13 protein-coding genes and 1 pseudogene are annotated in these 12,299 nt (G+C 65.0%); 8 read left to right on the forward strand and 6 right to left on the reverse strand.

Features of this window, described 5'->3' with window-relative positions; translation table 11 throughout:
• Positions 1-498: 498 nt before the first annotated feature.
• The 3 genes from ACZ9AQ_RS22170 to mltA form a co-directional block, all read right to left on the reverse strand.
• Positions 499-2,046, reverse strand: a complete 1,548-nt coding sequence (locus tag ACZ9AQ_RS22170; RefSeq protein ID WP_429206837.1) for a phospholipase D family protein — start codon at positions 2,044-2,046, stop codon at positions 499-501.
• 3 nt (positions 2,047-2,049) lie between these two features.
• Positions 2,050-2,826, reverse strand: coding sequence for an enoyl-CoA hydratase (locus tag ACZ9AQ_RS22175; RefSeq protein WP_429206838.1), 777 nt, complete (start codon positions 2,824-2,826; stop codon positions 2,050-2,052).
• Between the two features lie 118 nt (positions 2,827-2,944).
• Positions 2,945-4,210 carry a murein transglycosylase A gene (gene mltA, locus ACZ9AQ_RS22180; RefSeq protein ID WP_429206839.1) on the reverse strand — a complete coding sequence of 422 codons (1,266 nt, stop codon included), beginning with the start codon at positions 4,208-4,210 and terminating at the stop codon, positions 2,945-2,947.
• Here mltA and ACZ9AQ_RS22185 point away from each other — a divergent pair.
• Positions 4,209-4,364 carry a hypothetical protein gene (locus tag ACZ9AQ_RS22185; protein ID WP_429206879.1) on the forward strand — a complete coding sequence of 52 codons (156 nt, stop codon included), beginning with the start codon at positions 4,209-4,211 and terminating at the stop codon, positions 4,362-4,364. The genes mltA and ACZ9AQ_RS22185 overlap by 2 nt on opposite strands.
• On the opposite strand, the gene apaG is transcribed toward ACZ9AQ_RS22185, so the two are convergent.
• Positions 4,365-4,739, reverse strand: a complete 375-nt coding sequence (apaG, locus tag ACZ9AQ_RS22190; RefSeq protein ID WP_429206840.1) for a Co2+/Mg2+ efflux protein ApaG — start codon at positions 4,737-4,739, stop codon at positions 4,365-4,367.
• A 187-nt stretch (positions 4,740-4,926) separates the two neighbouring features.
• Here apaG and rpe point away from each other — a divergent pair, with 187 nt between their 5' ends.
• From rpe to ACZ9AQ_RS22225, 7 genes are all read left to right on the forward strand, one after another.
• Positions 4,927-5,598 carry a ribulose-phosphate 3-epimerase gene (gene rpe / locus ACZ9AQ_RS22195; RefSeq protein WP_429206841.1) on the forward strand — a complete coding sequence of 224 codons (672 nt, stop codon included), beginning with the start codon at positions 4,927-4,929 and terminating at the stop codon, positions 5,596-5,598.
• Positions 5,598-6,296 carry a phosphoglycolate phosphatase gene (gene gph / locus ACZ9AQ_RS22200; protein ID WP_429206842.1) on the forward strand — a complete coding sequence of 233 codons (699 nt, stop codon included), beginning with the start codon at positions 5,598-5,600 and terminating at the stop codon, positions 6,294-6,296. Before rpe ends, gph begins: the two co-directional genes overlap by 1 nt.
• 210 nt (positions 6,297-6,506) lie before the next feature.
• Positions 6,507-8,003 (forward strand): anthranilate synthase component I, encoded by a 1,497-nt coding sequence (gene trpE / locus ACZ9AQ_RS22205; RefSeq protein WP_429206843.1) that lies wholly within the window; start codon positions 6,507-6,509, stop codon positions 8,001-8,003.
• A gap of 1 nt (position 8,004) precedes the next feature.
• Positions 8,005-8,568, forward strand: coding sequence for an anthranilate synthase component II (locus tag ACZ9AQ_RS22210; protein WP_429206844.1), 564 nt, complete (start codon positions 8,005-8,007; stop codon positions 8,566-8,568).
• Between the two features lie 69 nt (positions 8,569-8,637).
• Complete coding sequence (trpD, locus tag ACZ9AQ_RS22215; RefSeq protein ID WP_429206845.1) at positions 8,638-9,675, forward strand: anthranilate phosphoribosyltransferase; 1,038 nt, start codon at positions 8,638-8,640, stop codon at positions 9,673-9,675.
• 20 nt (positions 9,676-9,695) lie between these two features.
• Positions 9,696-10,496, forward strand: a complete 801-nt coding sequence (gene trpC / locus ACZ9AQ_RS22220) for an indole-3-glycerol phosphate synthase TrpC (protein WP_429206846.1) — start codon at positions 9,696-9,698, stop codon at positions 10,494-10,496.
• A gap of 91 nt (positions 10,497-10,587) precedes the next feature.
• Entirely contained in the window at positions 10,588-11,085 is a 498-nt protein-coding gene (locus ACZ9AQ_RS22225; RefSeq protein WP_429206847.1) for a TonB C-terminal domain-containing protein, read from the forward strand.
• Between the two features lie 3 nt (positions 11,086-11,088).
• On the opposite strand, the gene ACZ9AQ_RS22230 is transcribed toward ACZ9AQ_RS22225, so the two are convergent.
• Both ACZ9AQ_RS22230 and ACZ9AQ_RS22235 read right to left on the reverse strand, forming a co-directional pair.
• Positions 11,089-11,523: a MerC domain-containing protein gene (locus ACZ9AQ_RS22230; RefSeq protein ID WP_429206848.1), complete on the reverse strand. Its 435-nt coding sequence runs from the start codon at positions 11,521-11,523 to the stop codon at positions 11,089-11,091.
• A gap of 140 nt (positions 11,524-11,663) precedes the next feature.
• Positions 11,664-12,149: pseudogene (locus ACZ9AQ_RS22235) on the reverse strand (TonB-dependent receptor plug domain-containing protein); the annotation flags it as partial.
• Positions 12,150-12,299: the final 150 nt, after the last annotated feature.

Raw genomic sequence — 12,299 nt, forward strand, 5'->3', positions numbered from 1 at the left:
TGTAAAGCATGCCGCCAGCGTTCAATCTGAGCCAGGATCAAACTCTTCAGTTCAATCTCTGTTTGTTGACTCTTTCGAGTCATCGGCTATTGCTAGCCGAGTCGCTCACTCAAAATACTGACCGTCATCTCATTGCTGAGACAACGTTTAATACTTTGTGCGAACATTTGATAATTTAAGTATGCAAGAACCGAGGTTCTTGGCACCTTCATCAAACGCCCACACTTATCGACTGTTAATTTTTAAAGATCAGAATTCGGTACTGCCTTGCTGCATCTGCGAATCGTTTTGTTCGTCAGCAGCAGAGGAGAGAGATTATGCTGTATTCCTAAAACCTCGTCAACCCCCTTCGTTTCGCTTCGCCGCAGTTTTCACTGCTGACCTCATTGCGCTAACCGTTTGATTTGGCTCGCGTTTTTCAGTCAGTTCCGAAGCGGAGGCGAACTATAACAAATCAAACGCAGGGTCCGCAAGAGGGCGCGAGAGAAAGTGTGGCGACTACAACAGCCAGTCGATTGGCAGCCACGATAGCGCCTTCACCGCGGCCCGCTTGAACCAGCTCGTGCCAGGTTCCGTTTCATGCCGGATTACCTGGTCGCCGCGCCGCTCCAGCCAGATCACCGAACCGCGATCATCGAGCTTCACTTCATAGGCGTGCGTCGGCAAGGTTCGGTCCAGCGTTTCGGTCAGGCGCGTCGCCAGCGCCGGGCTGTCGATCACCATCCCCATCTCGGTATTGAGGTGAATGGAGCGCTGGTCGAAGTTGAATGAGCCGACGAAGACCCGATTCCCGTCCACGCCGAAGGTCTTGGCATGCAGGCTGGCGTCCGAACTGCCTATCCTGCTCCCGGCGCCGCTGCCGGCGCCGCGCTGGTCCCGGGTCGGCTCGTCGGTGGCGTCCCGGCGCAGTTCGTACAAGGTCGCCCCTGATTCGAGCAAGGGTTTGCGCCACTTGGCGTAGCCGGCATGTACCGCCGCGACGTCGGTCGCTTCCAGCGAATTGGTCAAAATCCTGGTCCGGATGCCCTTTTTGGCCAGGTTGACGAAAGCGGCCGTTCCTTCGTGGCCGGGAACGAAATAAGGTGAAACGAGATCCAGGCTGCGTCGCGGCTCGCCCAGGATGTCCCGCAACTTGAAGGCGACATTCGCTTCCGGCACCGCCGTCCCCATCACTTTGGCCGGATCGTCGCTGACGAACCTGGCGCGTGCCCATTCCAGCGGCAAGCTTCCTTCCACCAGTTGCTCGAGAAATGCGGAGCGCCTGATGGCTTCCATATAGACTTGCGCCTCGGCATCGGGCTTCCAGGCGGGCGTGGCGGCGGCATCCGGCGCCAGCAGCTCCACGGGGTAGGCCGACGGACTATTCCAGTACAGGTCGAAATCGTCCGACACGGCGCGCACGACCGGGCCCGCGACAATGACGTCGAGATCGGCAAACGAGATTTCACCCGCCGCGCCGAAATATTCGTTGCCCACATTGCGCCCGCCAATGATCGTGAGCTGGTTATCGGCGGTGAACGATTTATTGTGCATGCGCCGGTTCAGGCGCATGAAATCGGCGACCATGCCGACCGCCCGCAGGGAGCGGATGCCGTTGGGGTTGAAAAGGCGCACCTCGATCATCGGATGGGCGTCGAGCGCGGCCAGCGATTCATCCAGCCCGGCCGTATTATTATCGTCGAGCAATAGGCGCACACGCACTCCGCGCTCGGCCGCACGCCTGAGCGCGTCGAACATCAGCCGGCCGGTGGTGTCATTGCGCCAGATATAGTATTGGACGTCCAGACTGCGGTCGGCAGCCTGCGCCAGCAGGGCCCGCGCGGCGAAGGCGTCGCGCCCGTCCGCAAGGGCATGGATGCCTGCCAGGCCGGGATCGGCCATCGTCAGGGGCGTGAGCGCCTTGCCGAGACGGGTATCGTCGGTGTCGGCGATCGCCGTGCTCGCCACCCTGCCGTCCAGCGGCGGCAACGACGAGCAACTCGTCAGCGCCAGGGACAGCGCCAGCAGCGCCCCCGGCAGCACCAGCCATCCCCGGCGCGGGCCCATCGATTACAGCCCGTCGAAATCCGGCTTGCGTTTCTCGAGGAAGGCCGACATGCCTTCTTTCTGGGCAGGCGTGCCGAAACCGGCGTGGAAATAGCGCCGCTCGTAGGCCACGCCCTGGCTCAGGGTCGTCTCGTACGCCTGGTTGACGCTGTCCTTGATCTGCATCGCCACCGACACCGGCATCTCGGCGATGTCCTGGGCGATCTTGATCGCCTCATTCATCACCTCGGCCGCCGGATACACGCGCGACACCAGGCCGCTGCGCTCGGCCTCGAGCGCATCGATCATGCGCGCGGTGAGCAGCATGTCCATTGCCTTCGACTTGGAGATCGCGCGCGGCAGGCGCTGGGTGCCGCCGGCGCCCGGGGTGACGCCGACCTTGATCTCGGGCTGGCCGAATTTGGCGCTGTCGGCGGCGATCAGGAAGTCGCACATCATCGCCAGCTCGCAGCCGCCACCCAGGCAATAACCCGACACCACGCCGATCACCGGCTTGCGCACGTCGAGGATGTGCTCCCAGTTGCGGCCGATGTAGTTATTGCCGTAGGTTTCCTGGTAATCGTAATTGGCCATGGCGGCAATGTCGGCGCCCGCCGCGAACGCCTTCTCGCTGCCCGTCAGCACGATTACATTGATCGCAGGATCCTTGTCGAACTTGCGCAGGGCGTCGCCCAGCTCGTTCATCATATTGTCATTCAGCGCATTCATCGCCTTTGGACGATTCAGGCGCACCACGGCAACCTTGCCATGGTTCTCGATCAACAGGTCAGCATAGTCCATATCACACCCTTCATTGGTTAATCACGACTCTGCGATTCTAGCGCTTTACGTACGCGTCAAGTCGAGCAGGTTCTTGCGTCAGAAAGGATACGCTGCAGATTAACTGGCGGACGCGGCCTTATGGGACGGCGTCCGGCGCCACGGTCCTGGGCAGCAACACCCACAGCGACCCCTGCTGCTTCATCAGCCCCGCATTCTCGGTGGCCTCGGGCCCGAAGCCGAAGAAAAAGTCGGCCCGCACCGCGCCGCGGATGGCGCCGCCCACGTCCTGCCCCATCACCAGGCGCTGCAACGGCGCGCCATCCTTGGGCATGGTGGTCGACAGCCAGACCGGCGCGCCCAGCGGCAGGATGCTGCGGTCGATCGCGATCGAGCGGCCCGGCGTGAGCGGCACGTTCAGCGCGCCGCGCGGGCCGGCGTTCGGGTCCGTCACCTTTTGCTCGGCAAAGAAGATATAGCTGGCGTTCACGTTCAGCACTTCCTGGCGGCGCGCCGGGTTGGCCGCCAGCCAGGCGCGGATCGACTGCGCCGACACCTGCTCTGGGGTCAATATCCCCTGCTCCACGAACCAGCGGCCGATCGCCTTGTACGGATGGCCATTCTGGTCGGCATAGCCGACGCGCACCGTTTCGCCGCTATCGAGCTGCACGCGGCCCGAGCCCTGCACCTCGAGGAAGAAGGCCTCCACCGGATCGTTCACCCACAGCAGTTCCCTGCCCTTCAGCGGCGCCCGGTCGATCTCGGCGCGGCTGTAATAGGGCACCAGCGTCTTGCCGGACAACCGCCCGCGCAGGCGCCGGTTCTGCAGGTCGGGATAAATGCCGCCCAGGTCGACCGTGACCAGATCGTCCGGCACCCGGTACAACGGGGTCTGGTAAGCGCCGCCGCGCTTGCGCGCGCCGTACAGCATCGCTTCGTAGTAGCCGGTGATCATGCCGGTGTCGGTGCCGTCGGGATTGCGCACCTGGTTGGGCGTGAAATACGTCTCGAAGAAGCGGCGCACCGCCGCCGCGTCGCCGGCGTCGACCGAGCGCGCCGCCGCGCATGGCGCCTTCCACTCGGCCGCGCGCGCGGCCAGCACGCCGCACGACTGCTGGAAAGCCGGCCATGCCTGGCGCACGTCGTCCTGCCGCCAGCCGGGCAGCGCCTCGAAACTCACTGGCGTCAAGGGCGGCGTCGGCGCGGGCGGAGGTTGGGGCGAAGGCGCGGGCGTCGGCGCCGGCTGTTCGGTGGGCGGCGTAGGCGGCACCACCACCGGCCCCAGCGGCGGCGGCATCGTGATGGGCGGCTGGGATGGCTGCGGCGTGGTCGAGCAGGCGCTCAGCAGGCAGACGAGGGCGACCAGGGAGGGTACACTGCGGCGTGTCGTATCAATAGAAGGCATGGAGACGAAAATGTGGATCCTGATGGTGGAAGCCGGCGTGGCGCTGTTCCTGCTCGTATTTATCGTCTGGTGGACCATGTTCGCCGGCCGCAAGGACGTCGACCGCAAGGACGTCGACCGCAGGGTCGACGAACGCGACGACACCCGGCCCTGATCAGTGCAGCGAACGCGGCGGCGACAGCACGAATTCGGGGATCGGGGTCTCGAAGCGGTGGCCATCTTCGGCCACGCAGAAGTACTCGCCGCGCATCGAGCCCTGGGCGGTGCCGAGCTGGGTGCCGCTGGAGTATTCGAACTGTTCGCCCGGCTGCAGCAGGGGCTGGTGGCCGACCACGCCCAGTCCGCGTACCTCTTGCATCTGGTTGTTGGCGTCAAGGATCACCCAATGGCGTGAGATGAGCTGGGCCGCGATGCTGCCGGTGTTCTTGATCGTGATGGTGTAGCTGAACACGAACTGGTTCCGGTCAGGGTCGGACTGCTCCGGCAGGTATTGCGTTCTGACGGTGACAGTGAAATCGTAGGCGGGCATCGGGTTTCCTTGGATGATCGTGGACAAGGCCGCTGCGCTCTTCGCGGCGGCCGGCGCGCCGTATGGCGCAAACAACAACATGATACCGCCTGCGGCCCAATCCCGGCGCGGCCCGGGGCCAGGGCACTGCAAGCCGGTCCCGGACCGGCGTAGAATAGCGGCTTCATTCAATCCCGCTCCATCGTCCATGACCACCTACCGCATCGCTCCCAGCATCCTGTCCGCCGATTTCGCCCGCCTGGGCGAGGAAGTGCGCAAAGTCGTCGCCGCCGGCGCCGACATCATCCACTTCGACGTGATGGACAACCACTACGTCCCGAACCTGACCATCGGCCCGCTGGTGTGCCAGGCGATCCGTCCCCACGTGGACGTGCCGATCGACGTGCACCTGATGGTCAAGCCGGTGGACCGCATCATCCCCGATTTCGCCAAGGCCGGCGCCAACATCATCACCTTCCACCCGGAGGCGTCGGAACACATCGACCGCACCCTGCAACTGATCCGCGACCACGGCTGCAAGGCCGGCCTGGTGTTCAACCCGGGTACGCCGATGCACCACCTGGAACACGTGATGGACAAGATCGACATGATCCTGATCATGTCGGTCAACCCCGGCTTCGGCGGCCAGTCCTTCATCCCCGAAGCGCTCAAGAAGATCGCGATCGCGCGCCGCATGATCGATGAATCGGGCCGCGACATCATGCTCGAAGTCGATGGCGGCATCAAGGCCGAGAACATCGCCGCCGCCGCCGCCGCCGGCGCCGACACCTTCGTCGCCGGCTCGGCCATCTTCGGCAAGCCGGACTACAAGGCCGTGATCGACGCCATGCGCGCCGAACTGGCGACGGTGGGTAAGTAATGCGGGCCGGCGCTGCAAGCATCCAGGCCGCCATCGTCGACCTGGACGGCACCATGCTCGACACGGTGCCCGATTTCGAGGCGGCCCTGAACGGCATGCGCGCTGACCTCGGCCTGGGGCCCATCACCCAGGCGGTGATCAAGCCGCTGGTCGGCAAGGGCTCCGAGAAGCTGGTGCGCGACGCACTCCTGCTCGACTGGGACGCGGCGCGCGTGGAAGCGGCGCATGCAGAAGCGATGGCCGGCTACCAGCGTCACTACCTCGCCATCAATGGCCAGCGCAGCACCCTGTTCGACGGTGTGCTCGAGGGCCTGCAAGCCATGCGCGACCTCGGCCTGCGCCTGGTCTGCGTGACCAACAAGCCTGTTGCCTTTACCCTGCCTCTGCTCGACCAGAAAGGCCTGGCGCCCTACTTCGAGCAGGTGTTCGGCGGCGATTCGTTCGCAAAGAAGAAACCGGATCCGATGCCCATGCTCGGCGCCTGCGCCGCGCTCGACCTGCCGCCGGGCCGCGTGGTGGCGATCGGCGACTCGTCCAACGATGCCGAAAGCGCCCGTGGCGCGGGCTGCTTCGTGTTGACCGTTCCATACGGTTACAACCACGGACGCCCTGTGCAAGAAATTCAATCCGATGGTATAGTTGATTCGCTGCTCGAAGCAGCGGCCCTGATCGCTGCACACAATCGCACCGCAAACTAAGTCATCTAATCATGTTTTTCACCAAAAAACACACTGTCAACCAGACCCGCGCCCTTGAGGCCTGGCTGTGGCGACGCTGGCAATCCTGGGCTAACTGAGCCGTACCGATTGCTGCCGGCGCTTGTATCCGCGATAGTGTCCGCGATACCAAACCGGCAGGTTTTTTGAAGCACACCACCGCCCCACCTTGCCGGGCGGTCCGGAGAAAACATGACCGAACTCGAATTCAAGTCGCTGGCCAACCAGGGCTACAACCGCATTCCACTGATCGCGGAAGCCTTCGCCGACCTCGAAACCCCGCTCACGCTCTACCTCAAGCTGGCCCAGTCCCAGCACACCGGCAAGAACACCTTCCTGCTGGAGTCGGTGGTGGGCGGCGAGCGCTTCGGCCGCTATTCCTTCATCGGCCTGCCGGCCCACACGCTGCTGCGCACCACGGGCAACCTCACCGAGATCGTCAAGAACGGCGAAGTGATCGAAACGCACGAGGGCAACCCGCTCGACTTCATCGAGCAATTCCAGGCGCGCTTCAAGGTGGCCCTGCGTCCCGGCCTGCCGCGCTTCTGCGGCGGCCTGGCCGGCTACTTCGGCTACGACACGGTGCGCCACATCGAGCGCAAGCTGGCCGATACCTGCCCGCGCGACGAACTGGGCCTGCCCGACATCCAGCTGATGGTGACCGAAGAACTGGCCGTGATCGACAACCTGTCCGGCAAGCTGTACCTGATCGTGTACGCCGACCCGGGCCAGCCAGAGAGTTACGCGCGCGGCCGCCAGCGCCTGAAAGACCTGCGCATGATGCTGCGCCGGAGCGTCGACGCCCCGGTCACCTCGAGCTCGGTACGCACCGAGGCCGTGCGCGACTTCAGCAAGGAAGACTACCTCAAGGCCGTCGCGAAAGCCCATGAATACGTGATGGCCGGCGACCTGATGCAGGTGCAGATCGGCCAGCGCATCCGCAAGCCCTATGTCGATTCGCCGCTGTCGCTGTACCGCTCGCTGCGCTCGCTGAACCCGTCGCCGTACATGTACTACTACAACTTCGGCGACATGCAGATCGTCGGCGCCTCGCCCGAGATCCTGGTGCGCAACGAGCAGTCGCCCGAGGGCGGCCGCAAGGTCACCCTGCGCCCGATCGCCGGCACCCGGGGCCGCGGCGCGACGCCCGAGCAGGATGCGGCGCTGGCCGAAGAGCTGCTCAACGACCCGAAGGAAGTCGCCGAGCACGTGATGCTGATCGACCTGGCGCGCAACGACATCGGCCGCATCGCCGACACCGGCAGCGTCAAGGTCACCGACCGCATGGTGATCGAAAAATACTCGCACGTGCAGCACATCGTCTCCAACGTCGAAGGCAAGCTGAAAGACGGCATGTCGAACCTCGACGTGCTGCGCGCCACCTTCCCGGCGGGGACGCTCACCGGCGCGCCGAAGGTGCGGGCGATGGAAGTGATTGACGAACTCGAGCCCGTCAAGCGCGGCATCTATGGCGGCGCCTGCGGCTACCTGAGCTTCGGCGGCGAGATGGACGTGGCGATTGCGATCCGCACCGGCGTGATCAAGGACGGCAACCTGTACGTGCAGGCCGCGGCCGGCATCGTGGCCGATTCGATCCCCGAGATGGAATGGCAAGAGACCGAAAAGAAAGCGCGCGCCGTGCTGCGCGCCGCCGAGCAAGTGCAAGACGGCCTGGATGGGGAGTTCTGACATGCTGCTAATGATCGACAACTACGATTCGTTCACCTTCAACATCGTCCAGTACTTCGGCGAGCTGGGCGAGACTGTCCGCACCGTGCGCAACGACGAGATCACGCTTGAACAGATCGCCGAGATGAAGCCGGACCGCATCTGCATCTCGCCGGGCCCGAAGGCGCCGCAGGATGCCGGCATCTCGCTCGACATCCTGCGCGAATTCAAGGGCAAGCTGCCGATCCTGGGCGTGTGCCTGGGCCACCAGGCGATCGGCGAAGCCTTCGGGGGCAAGGTGATCCGCGCCAAGCAGGTCATGCACGGCAAGACCTCGAGCATCGCCCACATCGGCGAAGGCGTGTTCACCGACCTGCCCAGCCCGTTCACCGTGATCCGCTACCACTCGCTGGCGATCGAACGCGCTTCGCTGCCGTCCTGCCTCGAAGTGACGGCGTGGACCGACGACGGCGAGATCATGGGCGTGCGCCACAAGGACTACGACATCGAGGGCGTGCAGTTCCACCCCGAATCGATCCTGTCCGAGCACGGTCACGCCCTGTTCAAGAATTTCCTGACGCGCTGATGCGTCCATGCGTGCGCGCCACGCTCGCGGCGCCACGCCCTCATTACGTCTAGACGAACTGGAACCATCATGCCGATCACCCCACAAGAAGCGCTGCTGCGCTGTATCGAACATCGCGAGATCTTCCACGACGAGATGCTGTCACTGTTCCGCCAGATCATGGCCGGCGAAATGTCGCCGACCATGGTCGCGGCCCTGACCATGGGCCTGCGCGTCAAGAAGGAAACCATCGGCGAGATCACCGCCGCCGCCCAGGTGATGCGCGAGTTCTCGACCAAGGTGCCGATGGCCGACACCTCCCACCTGCTCGACATCGTCGGCACCGGCGGCGACGGCGCCAATACCTTCAACATCTCGAGCGCCTCGATGTTCGTGGCCGCAGCCGCCGGCGCGCGCGTGGCCAAGCACGGCGGGCGCAGCGTCTCTTCCGCGTCCGGCAGCGCCGACGTGATCGAGGCCTTCGGCGCCCACATCGACCTCACGCCCGAGCAGATCGCCCAGTCGATCGCCCAGACCGGCATCGGCTTCATGTTCGCGCCCAACCACCATGCGGCGATGAAGCACGTGGCCCCGGTGCGGCGCGAACTGGGCGTGCGCAGCATCTTCAACATCCTCGGGCCGCTGACCAATCCGGCCGGCGCGCCCAATATCCTGATGGGCGTGTTCCACCCCGACCTGGTCGGCATCCAGGTGCGCGTGCTGCAGCGCCTCGGCGCCGAGCATGCGGTGGTGGTCTGGGGCCGCGACAACATGGACGAAGTCTCGCTCGGCGCCGGCACCATGGTCGGCGAGCTGGTGAACGGCGAGATTCGCGAATACGAGATCCATCCGGAAGACTTCGGCCTCTCGATGATCTCGAGCCGCAACCTCAAGGTCAGCAACGCCGAAGAGTCGAAGGCGCGCGTGCTCGAAGCGCTGCGCGGCGAGCCGGGTCCGGCGCACGACATCGTGGCCCTGAATGCCGGCACCGCGCTGTACGCGGCCGGCGTGACCGGCTCGATCGAAGCCGGCCTACACAAGGCGCGCGAGGCGATCGCCTCCGGCGCCGCCATCGCCAAGCTGGAGCAGTTCGTCCAGGTCACGCGCCAGCTCGGCGCGGCCAATTAATTCCACCTGCGAGAACATCGATGTCCGACATCCTGAACAAGATCCTGGCCGTGAAGGCTGACGAAGTGGCCGCGGCCCGCAAGCACCGCGACCTGGCCAGCCTGCGCAGCGACGTGGAAAGCGACCGTGAAGCGCGCGCCACCCTGCGCGGCTTCGAATCGAGCCTGCGCGCGAAAATCGCGGGCGGCCAGGCCGGCGTGATCGCCGAAGTCAAGAAAGCCTCGCCGTCGAAAGGGGTGCTGCGTCCCGACTTCCAGCCGGCCGCGATCGCGCGCAGCTATGCCGAACACGGCGCGGCCTGCCTGTCGGTGCTGACCGACGTCCAGTTCTTCCAGGGCTCGAGCGAATACCTGCAGCAGGCGCGCGCGGCCTGCGCGCTGCCGGTGCTGCGCAAGGACTTCATGGTCGACCCCTACCAGGTCTATGAAGCGCGCGCGATGGGCGCCGATGCGATCCTCCTGATCGTGGCCGCGCTCGACCACGGCCTGATGGCGGAACTGGAGGCCTGCGCCATGGACCTCGGCATGGACGTGCTGGTGGAGGTGCACGACGGCGCGGAACTCGATGCCGCGCTCAAGCTCAAGACACCGCTGCTGGGCATCAACAACCGCAACCTGCGCACCTTCGACGTCACCCTCGACACCACGCTCGGCCTGCTGCCGCGCATCCCGAAGGACCGCCTGGTGGTGACCGAATCGGGCATCCTGGGAACGGGCGACGTGCAGCGCATGCGCGAGGCCGACGTCCACGCCTTCCTGGTCGGCGAAGCCTTCATGCGCGCGGAACATCCCGGCCAGGAACTGCAGCGCCTGTTCGGCTGAAGTAACGGAACGGTAGAGGAACTCCGGATGCACGGATGGGTCGAACTGGTACGCCAATCCCGGCGCGACCTGCGACCATCCTGCATCCGCCATGAAGAACCCTCATCGCAGCCTGTTCGTCTTCTTCGCACTGATCGTGCTCGCGGCCCTGGCCGCATGCGGCACGTCGACCCGGGCGCCAGCGCCCCAGGCCCGGGCGGTGACCATTCCCCTGACGCCGATCCCCGCCCCTCCCCCAACACGCACGCTCGACGCCTATAAAGCCGACGTCGCGCGTCACGTCATGCAGCACAATCCAGAAAGAGTGTTCGAGGGAGAATTGCCGCCCATGTTGCCGGCGGTGGTGGTGCTGAACATCACGGTCGACCGCGCGGGCCAGCTCGCCGACGTCCAGGTGCAGCGCTCGCGCGACCAGGGCGCCTCCGAGGTCGCGCTGGCGTCGCTGCGCCGCAGCGGTCCGCTACCGCCACCCGATGGCCTGGGGCCGGAACACGCCGACCTGATGACGTTTTCCGAGACCTTCCTGTTCGGCGAGCGCTACCTCTTCCAGATCCGAACACTGGCGGGACCGCAACGCTCGGGCTTGTAGCAATCAGTGAGGATGGCAGGATGCCGGCGCGGAATGGGCGGCGGCGTCCTGTGCGCGAGCGCCGCAACGCTTGCAATGCCGGCGGTTGCGCAGGTGCGCATACAGCAGCATGAAGCCGCTGATGACGGCGAGTACCGCTTCGGCGGTTTCGCCGAACAGCGGGCTGGCGACGAACACGGCGCCGAGAAAGATCGCCAGGCCGGCGCAGCCGACCAGCAGGGTGGTCTTGTCGCGGTGCTTCAGGTAGCCGGGCACCAGCGCCAGCAAGACCGGCACGGTGATTGCCGCGATCAGCGTGTCGTGGAAGGTGTCGTGCACGTGAGCCAGCCCGAGCATCGGAAACGCCAGGATCACGAGCGGCATCGCCATGCAGTGCAGCAGGCAGAGGATCGATGCCGCCATGCCGGCGACATCGCCGTATTTGATCAGGGATTTCATGAACCCTTGTTCCTTTCTTTGAAACCGGCGCCGCGAAAACCGTTCGCCGCGCCGGTGGATTGGGTCCGGTCAGAACAGTACGCGCAGGCCGGCCGTGAGGTTACGGCCGGTCAGCGGCGCATAGTCCTTGATGAACGAGGTGTGGCCACCTTGCGGTCGATGATGTTCACCACGCCGCCGACGGCGCCGCCGCCATAGGCCAGGGCCGACGGGCCGCGCAAGACTTCGATGCGCTCGGCCAGGACGGATTCGACAGCGACGGCGTGGTCGGGGCTGATGGTGGAGGCGTCCTGGATCTCGGAACCGTCGGACAGGATCTTCACGCGCGGGCCATCCATGCCGCGGATGATCGGACGGCTGGCGCCGGCGCCGAAATGGCTCGAGGTAATGCCCGGCATGCTCGACAAGGTCTCGCCCAGGGTCGACTGGCGGGTACGTACCAGCTCGTTGCCGCCGATCGACGTTACCGGCGTGACCATGTCGTCGCTGGCCACGCCGAGCCCGCTGGCGGACACGACGACGGTCGCAGGCGCAGCGGTCGATTGCGCGTGGGCGGCCAGCGGGCCGCCAAGGACCAGTACGCAAGCCAGTGCGAACGGCGTGCGCCTGCCGGTGAAGTCAGTCATGGGAATCCTTGGTCGTCGAATGCGCCCTGGTGGCAATGATGCTCCATCAGCGAAACCTAATGATAACTCATTATCGTTAAGGATTCAATGCAGTGCAGTGACGCAGTGCGGCAAGACAGTGCAGCAACGCAGTGTTGCAACTGAGCGTCG

It is taken from the genome of Massilia sp. UYP34, from assembly GCF_056279385.1.